The organism is Tychonema sp. LEGE 06208, from assembly GCF_015207505.1.
Classification (GTDB): domain Bacteria; phylum Cyanobacteriota; class Cyanobacteriia; order Cyanobacteriales; family Microcoleaceae; genus Microcoleus.
On record NZ_JADEWT010000139.1, the window covers coordinates 1 to 15817 of the forward strand.

The following is a 15817-nucleotide window of genomic DNA, read 5'->3' on the forward strand; positions in this document are numbered from 1 at the left end:
TCATTAGTCATTAGTCATTAGTCATTAGTCATTAGTCATTAGTCATTAGTCATTAGTCATTAGTCATTAGTCATTAGTCATTAGTCATTAGTCATTAGTCATTAGTCATTAGTCATTAGTCATTAGTGCTGTCCCCCGAGCTTTCCGTCCAACGTCATCAGGAAGAAGGAAGAAGGAAGAAGGAACACACAGCAAGCTTTTTCGCGATCCGTATTTTACGTTTAATTAGGTCGATTTACTTAAATGAACTAAGACTTACGCAGAAACCCGGTTTCTTAATAAAAAAACCGGGTTTCTAAACAGCGTAAAAGTTTAACACTTAGTTAGGTTGAGCTACCTAGCCAGCAATTTTTAATAATTCCACATCAAAAATCAGCGTAGCATTAGGAGGAATCACCCCGCCCGCACCGCGAGCACCATAACCTAATTCAGGGGGAATAATCAACTTGCGGCGTTCTCCAACTTTCATTGTACCTACACCTTCATCCCAACCCTTAATTACTTGGCCTACACCAATTTTGAACTGAAATGGAGAATTGCGATCGCGCGAACTATCAAACTTCGTGCCATCCTCCAAAGTTCCAGTGTAGTGTACCACAACCGTCTGCCCGGTTTTTGGAGTCGCCCCATCACCTTCTTTCAATTCAACATATTTCAAACCTGAAGCTGTGGTGACAGTTTTCTCAGTATTATCAGTCATGTTATTGCCAGCGATAGTAGCTGGTTCCTCCGGTAAATTAGCATCAGCTACGAGCAAGCTATCTTCAGTAAAAGACTTCGCTGAGAGGATCTCAAGCGCAGCATCGGTTAAAGGATTATTCACTTCGGAGGCAACTGCTTTGGGCACATAACCGCTCATTTGAGCAACTATCAAAAACACAAAGCAAACCAGCATTACCCCCAAGCTGACCAGAATTCCTTGCAAAATTAATCCTCCTGATACTTTTTGTAACCGCGATATCTCAGATATCTAAGACATCTTGTACAACAAGAACTACAAAATTTTATCTGAACTTTTCCGCCAAAAATGGCGGATGCCAGTTAATCTTAAACGCAAAAGAAACTTTGAAGTCAGAATGTTTTTAATTCTAGCTTCTGCTTTCTACATAAGTGCCTGATTGAGCCTTCTGCGTTCGGGTGACAATTTTATCACAAGATAGCAGCAAGCGCGCGATCGCCCGCGAGGGCGAAACTTGCAGAAAAGGATCGCGCTCAGCGCCAGTTACGGTTTTCTAAATCGCGCATCTGACGTTCGAGACGATCGAGCCTGCCGCGCAACTCATCCATTTCCGACTGTCGGGGAACGCCCATATCTTGCAGAATATTCCGCAGTTGGCGCTGGAACTGAGCATCCCAACTTCCCTGCTCCGACTTCAGGTGCTCTGTCATGTCATCGACAAAAGTTTTGGCTTGCTCGGGGTTGATTTTGCCATCTTTAACCCATTGCTCGCTGACTTCCTGCAATTTCTCCGCCACCAAGGAGGTAGTACCAATGCCCAGCATCACCAGTTGTTTGAGTAAGTTGCTATTGTTATCCATAGATTTTTCCTACTGTTTGGCACAAAATAGCCGATCGGCTCAGGTCGCCTGCTGTCGCTGCGAAACCATCTGTACAATTTAAGTTACATCAGCGCTGACCTACCTTTCTATTTTGGAGCATTCAGCCGCCTGATGGCGTTCGGAAAACCCGCTAATGAGCTTACCGACAACATTACCCTATCACCGAGTCCTCAATGCCTGATTGCCCCCGCTGTCACAAACCTGTAGACGCGCGAGCCATCGCCTGTCCGCAGTGCAAAATCCCTCTCAAAGCTTTCGGTCATCCGGGTATCCCCCTTTATCGATCGCCATCGGCAGAATTTCTGTGTACAACCTGTATTTACCACGAAGACGACACCTGCAACTACCCGCAGCGTCCCTTGGCAAAAGAATGCACGCTTTATCACGACAAAGCCGAGCCGCTAGTGCCGCAGACGAGCCGTTACATCAGCGGCGGCCTGCCGCAATCCATCAAAAATTGGTGTCAGCGCAATCTTATTTGGTTGGCTTTATTTGGTTTAATTATTATTAGCGTTGCCCTGTCTGTTTGAAAGAATTGTAGGGAGCATCTCAAAAAATGCAAAAAGTATTATTTTAACGTCTGGGGAGCGTCCCCGCTCGCTTGGCGATAAGCTTTCGCCCATCTTGCACGAGATTTTTAGGCTGGCGAGACCACAATACTTTAAATAAAAATTACTGTACAAATTAGATGCACGCCAGCACATCCGCATTGTGTCCCATCCGTCAAGATATTAGTTGACAACATACAAGACAAATTAAAAATTTTGCCATGAGTTACGTATTCGGCATAGACGGCGGCGGCACTAAAACTATTTGCGTTTTAATGGACGAAAACAACGTTGTTTTGGGACGCGGGGAAGCAGGGCCTTCAAATTATCAAACGCTGGGAATTGAGCAAGCAAAAGAATCGATTCAATTGGCGATCGAGCGAGCAGTTTGTTCCGCGAACATCGATCCAAATATCAATCTGAAGATAGAAGCAATTTGTCTGGGACTAGCAGGCGTGGGGCGTGCCAAAGATATTGAAATAGTGCAATTTGTAGTGCAAAATTTGGAGTTGGCGAATACTTTACCCGTAACTCGATCGCTCTTGCCGCGAAATATCGTAATTTGCAGCGATTGCGCGATCGCACTGGTTGGCGGTACTGGCCATCCAGTTGGTATCGCGGTTATTGCAGGAACTGGTTCGATTGTTTTCGGGCAAAACCGTCAAGGGGAAACTAAACGAGTCGGCGGTTGGGGATATATTTTAGGCGATGAAGGCAGCGGATATGACATCGCTGTTGGAGGTTTGCAAGCTGCTTTGAAGTTCTATGACGGACGAGGAGACGTTACCGCGCTGGCGGAAAAATTTCAAGGGCATTTAGGCTTAAATAACCTAGAAGAATTGGTGGAAGTTGTTTACCGGCGCGGTTGGGGAGTGAAAGAAATTGCGGCTTTAGCGCCGATTGTCGATCGAGCCGCAGCAGAGGGCGATCGCGTCGCTGACGGCATTATTGACAATGCTGTGGCAAAATTAACATTTTCAACAAAAATAGCCATTTCAGCGCTATTTAAGCCCGCAGAAGAATTTGAAATTGTGACGGTGGGAGGTGTGTGGGGCGGTGATGCAAATTTTCGGGGTCGGTTTGAAACTGCCATAGGTGCGATCGCGCCAAAAGCTCAGCTAATTTCGCCCCGATACGAACCAGCTTTCGGTGCAGCGTTGTTAGCCTTAAACTCACTCAACCATTAATATCGTTGAGAGAGTGCTTCCTGCTAGGACTTCATCTTCATGACTAAGGCAAAAAATGGCTTGACGCAATATTTATAGGACGCATCCTATCTGTAGAGGTTTTGCGATCGCAGACTGTTTATCTTCCTTATCTTCCCGATCGCCCCAGTCCGGTCGATTTCTCAATTTGGCAAAATGTGAAAATTCTTGATTATCTACCTTATCTTCCCAACTTATCTAATTTTCGCCTGCCATAATGAAAACATCAAATGAATGCAAAACTAGAAACAAATTTAGCAGTAGTGCGTTCCTAAGTAAAACAAAACCGAAAGAAGGAGACAAAATATATGATTACTTCTCAAAAATTGCGATCGGCAACAGCAGCAATCCTCGCACTGGGCATTACACTTGGAACCAGCGCGCCGCTGGTAGTAGCAGCGCCCGCCTCAGCTCAACAACGAATTTCACAATTTGATAGCATCCGAATTCCAGCGGGCAGTGTCATTCCAGTTAGCTATGAAAAAAACAAAATTGTTGTCACCACCGATGAAACTTCACCCTTAACATTAACAGTAGCGCGAGATATCCGCACGGCTCAAGGCAGAGTATCAATCCCCGCAGGCAGCCAGATTGTCGGGGAATTGCGACCTGTCAAAAGGGGCAATCAAAGGGGTAGTCAATTTGTTGCGAGCGAGTTAATTGTCAGCCGCCGCCAACGCTATCGGATTGATGGCTATTCGGGAATTATTACCAGAACCGAAAAAATTCAAAAAGGTGCTGGAACAGGTTCAGTCGCGCAAGGTGCAGCATTGGGCGCAGCAGCAGCAGCAGCCCTAGCAGGCATTACCGGCGACAAGGCGATCGCCACTGAAGAAGTATTGGGCGGTGCTGGAATCGGTGCATTAGCCGGAGTATTGTTGGGGCGGCGCAGCGTTGACGTGATCGTGATTCGCCCGGAGCAAGATTTGGCAGTGAGATTGCGATCGGACATCGTGCTGCGGTAGTATTGGAATCTCGCGATTAATTATTTGCAGTAAAACATTGTCGATCGATAACTTGTGGTCTCCCGATAATTGGCTGGGCATACTGTTGAGGTTGTGTCTGGCCATGTTCGTGGGCGGAATGATTGGATGGGAGCGCCAACTCAAAAACAAACCAGCGGGATTGAGGACTCATATGTTAGTAAGTATGGGTGCTGCAATGTTTGTTTTAATACCGCTGGCAATAGGTAAAAATGAAAACGGACGAGATGCTGTAGAGCGCGTAATTCAAGGCATTGCTGCGGGGATAGGATTTTTGGGGGGCGGGGAAATCCTGCGCGAATCTCGGCAGGAAATCGGCAAACCAAAAGTTCACGGGCTCACGTCTGCCGCCGCTATTTGGTTATCAGCAGCTTTAGGAAGTGCGGCAGGATGTGGGTTGTGGCAACTAGCATTAATTGGTGCTTTTATGTCGCTGTTTGTTCTGAGAGTTATAAAAAATTTAGAGCCTCCGAGTCGGAAATAGTCGATCGCGAAGGTTTTATATAATTAATATTGAGGTAAATTAGACGTGCTACTTATGACGATAAGGTGCGGTGTTCCCACCCGACCTCTCAAGGTTTTACATCATTAATGTTTAATAAATTAATCCAGATTAAATTCACAGCAAGCAATAATATTAGAATTACTAGACAATAATCCGGGTAGATTGAATTATTATTTAAAGTTTCCCTAAACGCCAATAGATATTGAGATCGCCCCAGAAACGAATCAAAATGATTAATTTTGTTCCGAAAGATTCGGCGAATTTATCGATTCCAAAGACTCTTGCCTTACGCGACCAGCCATCGCGGCTAACTGCAAGCTCATAAAAGCATTTAAATCTTCCAAATCGCACTTCGCCGAGGCAAAAATATCCTGCATTTGATTTTCGGCTTCCCAACTCAGATATCCCGTGGCAATAGCTTGATTTACAACTTCACGAATAACCATAATTTAAATTTCCTTACTAAATTTGAAATAATTAAAAACCTACTAATTATTAATAGGGAATTTCCGTGGCTGTCTCGCCAAAAATTTCCAATTCTTTTACAAGGCGAGACTCTTGTTTCACCAAACCGGACATGGCTGCTAGTTGCAAAGTCATAAAAGCATTTAAGTCTTCCAAGTCATAGTTGGTGGTAGTTAACATCTGCCGCAGTTGATTTTCAGATTCTAGAGTTAAATAACCTAGGGTCAGAGCTTGTTGGGCGAGGTCGCGAATAAGTACCATAATATTTTTGGGTTTGATTACTTGAATATCCTCAGTATCGACGGTTTTAACTGACTCCGCAGTGACGGCTATTGCTCGGTTTGTGTGACATTTTTAGGGGTGGCCTGTGACAGCCTGACTCGCAGAGTGTGACTCAGTGTTTGCACGGATGTGACGAGGATCACTCGGGCGAGGAGGAGATGCCGAGGGTGGAAGATGCCGAGGGTGGGAGATGCCGAGGGTGGGAGATCGGAAAATATTCCCTCTTCCCTCGGACCTCTTCCCTCGGACTGATGACGTTGTACGGAAAGCTCGGAGGCAACAGCACTGATGACTGATGACTAAGGACTAAGGACTAAGGACTAATGACTTCTTCCCTCGGACTGATGACGTTGTACGGAAAGCTCGGAGGCAACAGCACTGATGACTGATGACTAAGGACTAAGGACTAAGGACTAATGACTTCTTCCCTCGGACTGATGACGTTGTACGGAAAGCTCGGAGGCAACAGCACTGATGACTGATGACTAAGGACTAAGGACTAAGGACTAATGACTTCTTCCCTCGGACTGATGACGTTGTACGGAAAGCTCGGAGGCAACAGCACTGATGACTGATGACTAAGGACTAAGGACTAAGGACTAATGACTTCTTCCCTCGGACTGATGACGTTGTACGGAAAGCTCGGAGGCAACAGCACTGATGACTGATGACTAAGGACTAAGGACTAAGGACTAATGACTTCTTCCCTCGGACTGATGACGTTGTACGGAAAGCTCGGAGGCAACAGCACTGATGACTGATGACTAAGGACTAAGGACTAAGGACTAATGACTTCTTCCCTCGGACTGATGACGTTGTACGGAAAGCTCGGAGGCAACAGCACTGATGACTGATGACTAAGGACTAAGGACTAAGGACTAATGACTTCTTCCCTCGGACTGATGACGTTGTACGGAAAGCTCGGAGGCAACAGCACTGATGACTGATGACTAAGGACTAAGGACTAAGGACTAAGGACTTCTTCCCTCGGACTGATGACGTTGTACGGAAAGCTCGGAGGCAACAGCACTGATGACTGATGACTAAGGACTAAGGACTAAGGACTAAGGACTTCTTCCCTCGGACTGATGACGTTGTACGGAAAGCTCGAAGGCAACAGCACTGATGACTGATGACTAAGGACTAAGGACTAAGGACTAAGGACTTCTTCCCTCGGACTGATGACGTTGTACGGAAAGCTCGGAGGCAACAGCACTGATGACTGATGACTAAGGACTAAGGACTAAGGACTAAGGACTTCTTCCCTCGGACTGATGACGTTGTACGGAAAGCTCGGAGGCAACAGCACTGATGACTGATGACTAAGGACTAAGGACTAAGGACTAAGGACTTCTTCCCTCGGACTGATGACGTTGTACGGAAAGCTCGGAGGCAACAGCACTGATGACTAAGGACTAAGGACTAAGGACTAAGGACTTCTTCCTTCTTCCTTCAGAAGCCTTCTACCTTCAGAAGACGCTCAACGTCTATAATCAGCAAGTTAAATATTTACTGCAAGACCTATGGAAGCAACACATAAAGATTTGTTACAACAGATAGCCCAACTATCGGAAACTTATGGTAATTTAGCCGATCGACTCTCCCAAGCAGCCAGACAACTGCAAGACTCCGGGCTTCCTCCCTCTAACAGCTTAATGCAAGAAATTGCCAGCTACAGCCGCAACTTTGCAGAGGTCCAAAAACAAGCTCTCCAAGTCAACAAATCCGCCCTCGCCCCTGGGGAAATTACTTCCCTCAAAGATATTCAAAACTTAGTCGAGACTGCTGCTGCTTCTGAAGGTAAAGCAGAAATTCGCGACGCAGCTTTGAAAGTGCTCGATCGAGTATTGGCGATCGCCCACCGCGAACAAAGCGACTTCGCCCCCTTACAATCAGTGCATGGCAAAGCCCGCGAACTCCAGCGCGCCATTTCCGAATCAACCGCAACTCAACTGCATTCCGACGCAGAATCCCTAGTAAGTGGCAAACACCCCGTTGCAGCAGTGCTAGCCCTAGTGGAACAGCAAGACAAATTAAACGACGAAGAGTGGGTAATCCTCGAAGAAACAGTCAGCGCCGCTTTTGGCAAACAAATAGCCGTCGCCATTTCCAGAGGCAAATTAACCGTTGTCCAGATAGTAAAAGCAGAACCTGCAAAAATCCAATCCGTACTTAAAACAGCAACCGAACCAAAAATGGGCGCCGAACCTCTACCCGAAGTGATTATCATCCCGTCGGGAAATGTGGCGCCGAAACAAGTTACAGTTGCACCGCAAATCCAAATTTTGGAATCCCCCGCCGCGACGGCCCCCATGCACGAAGTGATTATCGTTCCTAGCGTGGAAGTACCTAAATCCCTCCCAAAAACAGGCTCTGGGAACATTGTTTTTGGGGCACCTCGCGAGATTCAACCAGCGCCTGTAGAGGGCGGTTTGGGATTGAAAGTTTTGGCGCACATTCAAGGAATTGGCGATCGAACTTTCGGTGCTGGAGAATACGCCGGTACTAAAGCGCGCGGGCTGCGCGTCGAAGGATTTCAAATTAATATCGAGCCACCAATTTCCGGCTTAAAAGTCGAGTACATGGCTCACGTCGAAGGTGTTGGCGATACTCCTTGGATCGGCGAAGGAGAATTGGCTGGTTTTCGGGGTCAAGCGAAACGAATTGAAGGATTTGCCGTGCGGTTGAGCGGGCCGCAAGCTGATAAGTATGACGTATTTTATAGCGCTCACATCCAAAATATCGGCGACACCGATGTGTCTTCCAACGGCGATTATTGCGGAACTCGCGGCAAAGCTTTGAGAATAGAAGGCCTCAAAGTTTGGATCGCGCCGTCTGCGAATTCTCAAGTTGCGGCGGCTGTGGGTTTAAAAGTGTTGGCGCACATTCAAGGAATTGGCGATCGAACTTTTAGCGGTAAAGAATACGCCGGTACCAAAGCTCAAGGCCGCCGCGTCGAAGGTTTTGAAATTAAAATAGAGCCTCCGGTTCCCGGTTTAAATTTGGAGTACATGGCTCACGTTGAAGGAGTTGGTGATACTCCTTGGATCGGCGAAGGGGAACTGGCCGGTTTCCGGGGGAAAGCCAAGCGCATTGAAGGATTTGCCGCGCGGCTGACTGGGCCGCAAGCCGATAAGTACGATGTATCTTACACCGCTCACATTCAAAATCTGGGCGATACTCCTGTTACTTCTAACGGTCAATATTGCGGCACTCGCGGCAAAGGTTTGAGGGTTGAAGGCATGACGGTTTGGGTTGAGCCGAAAGCGTAAAAATTTAGGTTCCTGGTTGCCCAAGGAATTTGAGAAACCCGGTTTTTTACTATTGTCTTGCCGCCCAAGGAATTTGAGAAACCGGGTTTCTTCCTAAATTTTTGGTACTAACCGAAATTTGTCATAGAAACCCGGTTTCTGGCTCGCCCAGGAATTAAGGAATTTGAGAAACCGGGTTTCTTCCTAAATTTTTGGTACTAACCGAAATTGGTCGCAGAAACCCGGTTTCTGGCTCGCCCAGGAATTTAAGAAACAAGAAACCGGGTTTCTTCCTAAATTTTTGGTACTAACCGAAATTGGTCGCAGAAACCCGGTTTCTGGCTACCCAACGAATTTGAAGAACCGGGCTTAGCAGGTAATTCAAAACTTTACAAAACTTACCCTCGGTTACAAAAAACACCGACATCGAATCAATCGACAATAAATCGCAAATAATAAACCTCACCTTGTGAAATTGATGTTTTTACTGTGGCTGTATTCTCTGTAATTACACGGTTGCGGAACGGTAAACGATCGGCATAGAATATATTTGTAGGTTGGATCTGTGTGAGTTGACAGGAGGGTATAATTTGAGTTAGCCTCGCCTCGTAGGATAAAAATTTACAACAAAAAACACAACATTCAGATGCTGGCGATCGCGCTTTGACCTGAATGGTTAATTAAAACAAGTATTAAAAATCCGGTAACACTTGCTCCAAAGTTTTTAGTTCAATACTCGCAGGTAAGTATGTCTTTGCCAGCAGCAGACCGTCCCCAATCTGTAGCAACTGATAGCGAATCTTCCTATCAACTTTCACCGATCCAGCAGGGGATGTTGTTCGAGGGCCTTTCGGGCCAACAGTCAGGGGTAGATATCGAACAGGTACTGTGCAGCCTGGGCGAAGAATTGAATGTTTCAGCTTTTGTCGATGCTTGGCGCCAAAGTGTCGATCGATATCCAGTTTTGAGAACGAGTTTTAGTTGGCTGGATCGAGAGGTGCCGGTGCAAACTGTACACCCACAAGTCGAAGTACCAATTGTTGAGGGAGACTGGCGTTGTTTTTCCCAGGGCGATCGCACCCGCCAACTCGCAACTTTTTTGCAAGCCGATCGCCTGCAAGGATTTGATCTCACTCAAGCGCCGCTGATGCGTTTGGCTTTGTTCCGAGTTGCGGAAACCGAATACAAACTCATCTGGACTTATCACCATATTTTGCTTGACAGTACCTCGGCAATAACTGTTTTGCAAGCAGTTTTTACCTTGTACGAAGCCCTGACTGGCGATCGGCAATTAGAATTAACACCGCCCAGTGGCGATCGAGATGCCAGCCATCGAATGCAGCAAGATATCTCGAAAACAGAAGCATTTTGGAGGCAATACTTAAGCGGTTTTTGCGATCGTACCCCTTTGGTTGGCGGTGTTTCCCCGGTAGGGAAGATAGCAAACCCGCAAGAAAATTTATCATCACCAGAAATCAGACTTTCTAGCAGTGTTACCGCAGCTTTAAACTCTCTAATTCACGAACAACAACTAACCCTGAATACCCTGCTGCAAGGAGTCTGGGCTTTACTTTTGAGCCGCTGTTCCGGTTCGCAAGATGTAGTATTTGGATCTATTTGCAACAGTCGATCGCCAAATAGAGAAAAAATAGAACCAGCAGTAGGATTGTTCATCAATACTTTGCCGCTGAGAGTAATTGTCACTCCAGAAATGCCAGCCATCGATTGGCTGAAACAACTGCAAAATCAATGGAATTTGCTGCAAGAATACAGTAACGTACCGCTGGCCAAAACTCAAGAATGGAGCGAAATACCCCGCAGCAGCGCTTTATTTGAAAGCTTGCTAGTAGTTGAAAAGTGCCAGTTCAATTCTGCCTTGCAATCTCTAGGCGATGACTGGAAAAACCGAGAATTTCAGCTTTTAGAACAGACGAGTTTTCCCCTAACAGTTTACGGCTACGGGGGAGACGAATTGCTGCTGAAAATTGCGGGCGATCGCCAGCGGTTCGATGAAAACGCCCTTACCCGAATGTTGGGACACCTGCAAACTTTGCTCGAAAGTATAGCCGCCAATCCCCAGCAGAAAATCAGCAAATTGTCAATGCTGACAGCAGCCGAAATTGCTCAATTGCAGGCCTGGAATCAAACTGAGGCAAATTATCCCGACAACAAATGCGTTCACCAATTATTTGAAGCCCAAGTCGAGCGATCGCCCGATGCCATTGCTGCCATTTTTCCCCACAATTCCCGACAGCAGCTTACCTACGGCGAACTCAATTCGCGATCGAATCAACTCGCCCATTACTTGCAGCAATTAGGAGTCGGGCCCGATGTTTTAGTTGCGATTTGCATGGAACGTTCCTTAGAAATTGCGATCGCCGTTTTAGGCATTCTCAAAACAGGCGCAGCTTACGTGCCGATCGATCCAGCTTATCCCAAAGAAAGGCTGACTTTCATGTTAGCCGACACCAAAACTCCCGTTATACTCACGCAATCTCACCTAGTGTCAAGCTTGCCGGAACATCAGGCGCGAACCGTTTGTTTGGACGCAAACTGGCAAGAAATCGCCAATTACAGCACCGAAAACCCCGCCAGCACCGTATCTCCCGACAACTTAACCTATACAATATATACATCCGGTTCCACCGGCAAACCCAAAGGAGTTCTCCTCCCGCACCGCGCCCTAGTCAACCTAATTGCGTGGCAACTGCAAAACTCCACCTTGGAAGACGCAGCCAAAACCCTGCAATTTGCCTCCCTCAGCTTCGATGTCTCATTTCAAGAAATGTTTTGTACTTGGTGTGCGGGCGGCACCCTCGTTTTCATCACCGAAGAAATGCGGCGAGATGCGCGGAGTTTGTTGCAGCTAATCGACACAGAAAAAATTCAAAGACTATTTCTCCCTTTCATCGCCCTGCAACATTTAGCCGAAGCCGCCGATAGCTATCAGCTAGTACCAAAATCGCTGCGCGAAGTAGTCACCGCCGGCGAACAGTTGCAAGTCAACCGTTACATTACCAGCTTCTTTCAGCAGCTAGAAAATTGCACCCTGCACAATCAATACGGCCCCTCGGAGAGCCACGTTGTCACAGCTTATACCCTCAGCGGCCCGCCGGAAAATTGGCCTGCACTGCCTGCGATCGGCCGCCCTATTGCCAACACGGAAATCTATTTGTTACACCGGAATGGTGAGCCCGTACCCATCGGCGTTGCTGGAGAATTGCACATTGGAGGTATCTGTTTGGCGCGCGGCTACCTCAGCCGCCCCGACTTGACTGCTGAAAGATTTATTCCCAATCCTTTTAAACACAATGAAATAAGCACGATCGAACAGGAATCAGATTTTTCCCTTCTGCCTTCAGGAGATCGCCTTTACAAAACAGGAGATTTAGCCCGCTATCTGCCCGACGGTAATATCGAGTACATCGGACGGATTGACGGCCAAGTTAAAATTCGCGGCTTCCGCATCGAGTTGGGAGAAATTGAAACTGCACTCGCAAAACATCCGGCAATTAAACAAGCTGTGGTGCTAGCGCGGGAAGACGAACCGGGAGACAAACGATTGGTGGCTTATTTAGCAGTCAATCCACAAGAGCAACTAACAATTGCTGACCTCCGAGTCCAATTGCAAGGACAACTCCCCGATTACATGGTGCCTGCGGTGTTTGTGACTGTGGAGGCGATGCCGAAGACACCCAGCGGCAAAATTGACCGCCGCGCCCTGCCGCCACCTGACTCCCAGCGACAAGAACTGTCCCAGGGTTACGCGGCACCGCAAAGCGATTTGGAGAAAGTGCTAGCGGGCATTTGGTCTAAGTTGCTGAAGCTCGATCGCGTCGGCATTCACGACAATTTCTTCGAGATTGGAGGTAATTCTCTGATGACTCTGCAAATTGCCGTGCAAGTGCGGACTCTATTAGAAAAAGACTTGCCAGTTGTCAAATTGTTCCAGCACCCGACGATCGCCCAATTGGCCAATTATTTAAACCAAGGAGAGAGTACGAATCAGTCTAGTAATAAATTTCAAGATCGGGCCGATCGACAAAAAGCTGCTTTTAATCGATCGAAGCAATTTAGCAAAAGACGGTAGTCATTAGTCATTAGTCATTAGTCATTAGTCATTAGTCATTAGTCCTTAGTCATTAGTCATTAGTTATTGGTTATTGGTTATTGGTTATTGGTTATTGGTTATTGGTTATTGGTTATTGGTTATTGGTTATTGGTCAGGTCTTAGTTATTTAAAAGAGGAGGATAGACAGAAGAAAAATAATCTAACGAGCTGTTGAAACTTGGGTATTTTACGTTTAATTATAATAGGGGCTTACTTATGACTAATTCACAGGAAAACTCAGAAGAACTTGACGGGATTGCAATTATTGGCATGGCCGGTCGCTTTCCCGGTGCTGCGAGTGTCGATGAATTGTGGCAAAATTTGTGCGGCGGAGTCGAGTCTACAGCGCTGTTCAGCGACGCAGAACTAGACCCTAGCATTGACCCCAATCTCAGACAAGATCCGAATTACGTCAAAGCTAGAGGTATTATTGACGGTGCCGATCGCTTTGATGCAGCATTTTTCGGCGTGAGTCCCCGCGAAGCCGAAATTACCGACCCGCAGCAACGGGTTTTTTTAGAAATAGCTTGGGCCGCCCTCGAAAATGCAGGCTGCGATCCCAATACTTTTAACGGTTCGATCGGAGTTTATGCCGGTACGGGCAACAATACTTATTTTCCCAACAACATCGCCGGGCGATCGGACATAATTTCCCGCGCGGGCGAGTTTCAGGTAATGGTAGGAAATGAAAAAGATTACATTGCTACCCGCACTTCTTACAAACTCAATCTTAAAGGGCCCAGCGTCAGCGTACATACCGCTTGCTCTACATCATTAGTTGCAGTTTGTCAAGCTTTTTATGCCTTGATGAGCTATCAATGCGATTTAGCTCTCGCCGGCGGAATTTCGATTACAGCTCCCCAAAATAGCGGTTATTTGTATCAAGAAGGGGGGATGTTTTCCAGCGACGGACATTGCAAACCATTCGATGCTAAGGCTGAAGGCACTGTGTTCGGCAACGCTGCCGGGGCTGTGGTACTCAAGCGTTTGGAAGAAGCGAGATCCGACAGAGATACAATTTATGCGGTAATTCGCGGCGTTGGTTTAAATAACGACGGGGCGGCCAAAGTCAGCTTTGCAGCGCCCAGCGTGGACGGACAAGCAGACGCGATCGCGATGGCCCAGGCGATGGCCGGCGTAGATCCAGAAACGATATCCTACGTCGAAACCCACGGCACGGCAACGCCTCTGGGCGATCCGATCGAAATTGCAGCTTTGACTCAAGCTTTTGCACGCGAAACCTCAGCCAAACAATTTTGCGCGATCGGCTCCATCAAAAGCAACTTCGGACACACGATCGCCGCCGCCGGAGTCACCGGGCTGATCAAAACAGCTTTAGCCCTCAAACACCAACAAATACCCGCCACTCTCCACTACCAAACACCGAATCCGGCGATCGACTTTGCCAACAGTCCCTTCTACGTCAACGCCGAACTTGCGGAATGGAAAGCCGGGAAAACGCCCAGAAGAGCCGGAGTCAGTTCCTTTGGTGTCGGCGGTACCAACGCTCACGTTGTCCTCGAAGAAGCGCCCGCGCTGGCACCGTCAAGTCCTTCTCGCCCCAGACAGTTGCTGCTGCTGTCGGCAAAAACAGCATCTGCTTTGGACGCGGCTACCGCCAACTTGCGATCGCACCTCGCCGAAAACCCAGAGATCGATCTCGCCGATGCTGCTTACACCTTGCAAACCGGGCGGCAAGCCTTTAATTATCGCCGCTTCGCCGTTTGCAGCGATTTAAACGATGCGGTGCAGCTACTAGAATCCCTGCCACCGCTACGTACAGCAACCCGCTGCGCCGAATCGAGAAATCCGGCGGTAATCTTCATGTTTCCGGGACAAGGGGCGCAATACGTCAATATGGGCTTGAATTTGTACGAATCTGAGCCTTTATTCCGCTCCACGGTCGATCGCTGCGCCGAAATTTTGCAGCCGCACCTCGGCCGAGATTTGCGCCAAGTGCTATATCCCGGTAGCGATGAAACCGCAGCCGCCGAGTCGCTGCGCCAAACTTTCTTGACTCAGCCTGCAATATTTACCGTAGAGTACGCGCTGGCTCAACTGTGGCAGAGTTGGGGCGTAACTCCCCAAGGTGCGATCGGGCACAGCATCGGCGAATTTGTGGCGGCAACTATCGCCGGCGTGTTTTCCCTGGAAGATGCCTTGATGCTGGTGGCTGCGAGGGGCCGCTTGATGCAAGATTTGCCCGGTGGTTCGATGCTGTCGGTACGGTTGCCGGCGGCGCAAGTCGAAGGGCGTTTGAGTGGGGATTTGGCAGTGGCGGCGGTGAATGCGCCGGATTTGTGCGTGGTTTCTGGGCCGACAGATGCGATCGCACTTTTTGAACAGCAATTAACCAGCGAAAAGATTGTCTGCAAACACTTGCACACTTCCCACGCTTTCCATTCGCCGATGGTAGATTCGATCGTCGAACCATTCGCTGAATATGTCAAAAAAGTGCAATTGTCAGCGCCAACCATCCCCTTTGTTTCGACTGTAACTGCTAGTTGGATCACCGCAGAACAAGCAACAGATCCGATGTATTGGGCGCGGCATTTGCGGGCTACAGTACGTTTTGCCGACGGCATTAAAGAGCTGTGGCAAGATCCGAATCGCGTGCTTTTGGAAGTCGGGCCGAGAACAACGGCTGCTACTTTGGCTCGCAAACAATCGAAGGATTTGAAACAGCAAGTTGCTATTTCTTCTCTAACCGATAATCCAGATAACAACGCTGAATGGACTGCTTTGTTAAGCGCCGTCGGACAGCTTTGGCTCTGCGGAGTGGCGATCGACTGGCAGAGTTTTTATCAGGAGGAAACGCGCGATCGCATCCCCTTGCCAACTTATCCTTTTGAAAGCAAACGCTTCTGGATAGAACCCATGCGGAGAGAGGGAGATGGGGAGATGGGG

At 47.8% G+C, this 15817-nt stretch carries 11 protein-coding genes; 7 read left to right on the top strand and 4 right to left on the bottom strand.

Going from position 1 to position 15817, the window contains the following annotated elements; all coding sequences use genetic code 11:
* Window positions 1-337: 337 nt before the first annotated feature.
* Both IQ263_RS25055 and IQ263_RS25060 read right to left on the bottom strand, forming a co-directional pair.
* On the bottom strand, window positions 338-925 hold the full coding sequence (locus IQ263_RS25055) for an FKBP-type peptidyl-prolyl cis-trans isomerase (protein ID WP_194070826.1): 588 nt from the start codon (window positions 923-925) through the stop codon (window positions 338-340).
* Window positions 926-1212: 287 nt separating this feature from the next.
* The gene (locus IQ263_RS25060) at window positions 1213-1539 is read right to left on the bottom strand and encodes a phasin family protein (RefSeq protein ID WP_194009889.1); all 327 of its coding nucleotides are present in this window, start codon (window positions 1537-1539) and stop codon (window positions 1213-1215) included.
* A 194-nt stretch (window positions 1540-1733) separates the two neighbouring features.
* On the opposite strand from IQ263_RS25060, the gene IQ263_RS25065 reads away from it, so the two are divergent.
* The 4 genes from IQ263_RS25065 to IQ263_RS25080 all read left to right on the top strand — a co-directional run bounded on the left by IQ263_RS25065 (window position 1734) and on the right by IQ263_RS25080 (window position 4780).
* On the top strand, window positions 1734-2090 hold the full coding sequence (locus IQ263_RS25065) for a zinc ribbon domain-containing protein (protein ID WP_194070827.1): 357 nt from the start codon (window positions 1734-1736) through the stop codon (window positions 2088-2090).
* A gap of 239 nt (window positions 2091-2329) precedes the next feature.
* Window positions 2330-3295 carry an N-acetylglucosamine kinase gene (locus tag IQ263_RS25070; RefSeq protein WP_194070828.1) on the top strand — a complete coding sequence of 322 codons (966 nt, stop codon included), beginning with the start codon at window positions 2330-2332 and terminating at the stop codon, window positions 3293-3295.
* Between the two features lie 326 nt (window positions 3296-3621).
* Window positions 3622-4278, top strand: a complete 657-nt coding sequence (locus tag IQ263_RS25075; RefSeq protein WP_194070829.1) for a hypothetical protein — start codon at window positions 3622-3624, stop codon at window positions 4276-4278.
* Window positions 4279-4315: 37 nt separating this feature from the next.
* Window positions 4316-4780 carry an MgtC/SapB family protein gene (locus IQ263_RS25080; protein WP_194070830.1) on the top strand — a complete coding sequence of 155 codons (465 nt, stop codon included), beginning with the start codon at window positions 4316-4318 and terminating at the stop codon, window positions 4778-4780.
* Window positions 4781-5034: 254 nt separating this feature from the next.
* On the opposite strand, the gene IQ263_RS25085 is transcribed toward IQ263_RS25080, so the two are convergent.
* Window positions 5035-5250, bottom strand: a complete 216-nt coding sequence (locus tag IQ263_RS25085; RefSeq protein ID WP_194070835.1) for a hypothetical protein — start codon at window positions 5248-5250, stop codon at window positions 5035-5037.
* A gap of 46 nt (window positions 5251-5296) precedes the next feature.
* Complete coding sequence (locus IQ263_RS25090) at window positions 5297-5527, bottom strand: hypothetical protein (protein WP_194070831.1); 231 nt, start codon at window positions 5525-5527, stop codon at window positions 5297-5299.
* Between the two features lie 1544 nt (window positions 5528-7071).
* Between IQ263_RS25090 and IQ263_RS25095 the strand changes: the two genes are divergently transcribed.
* The 3 genes from IQ263_RS25095 to IQ263_RS25105 all read left to right on the top strand — a co-directional run.
* Entirely contained in the window at window positions 7072-8820 is a 1749-nt protein-coding gene (locus tag IQ263_RS25095; RefSeq protein WP_194070832.1) for a hypothetical protein, read from the top strand.
* Window positions 8821-9547: 727 nt separating this feature from the next.
* Window positions 9548-12889 carry a non-ribosomal peptide synthetase gene (locus IQ263_RS25100; protein ID WP_194070833.1) on the top strand — a complete coding sequence of 1114 codons (3342 nt, stop codon included), beginning with the start codon at window positions 9548-9550 and terminating at the stop codon, window positions 12887-12889.
* 237 nt (window positions 12890-13126) lie between these two features.
* Window positions 13127-15817: type I polyketide synthase (locus IQ263_RS25105; protein WP_194070834.1), on the top strand; the 2691-nt coding region annotated here is incomplete at its 3' end.

Bases quoted from the DNA above. Each gene is read 5' to 3' on its own strand.
- IQ263_RS25060 (WP_194009889.1), bottom strand. From the start codon at position 1,539: ATGGATAACAATAGCAACTTACTCAAACAACTGGTGATGCTGGGCATT.
- IQ263_RS25065 (WP_194070827.1), top strand. From the start codon at position 1,734: ATGCCTGATTGCCCCCGCTGTCACAAACCTGTAGACGCGCGAGCCATC.
- IQ263_RS25070 (WP_194070828.1), top strand. From the start codon at position 2,330: ATGAGTTACGTATTCGGCATAGACGGCGGCGGCACTAAAACTATTTGC.
- IQ263_RS25075 (WP_194070829.1), top strand. From the start codon at position 3,622: ATGATTACTTCTCAAAAATTGCGATCGGCAACAGCAGCAATCCTCGCA.
- IQ263_RS25090 (WP_194070831.1), bottom strand. From the start codon at position 5,527: ATGGTACTTATTCGCGACCTCGCCCAACAAGCTCTGACCCTAGGTTAT.
- IQ263_RS25095 (WP_194070832.1), top strand. From the start codon at position 7,072: ATGGAAGCAACACATAAAGATTTGTTACAACAGATAGCCCAACTATCG.
- IQ263_RS25100 (WP_194070833.1), top strand. From the start codon at position 9,548: ATGTCTTTGCCAGCAGCAGACCGTCCCCAATCTGTAGCAACTGATAGC.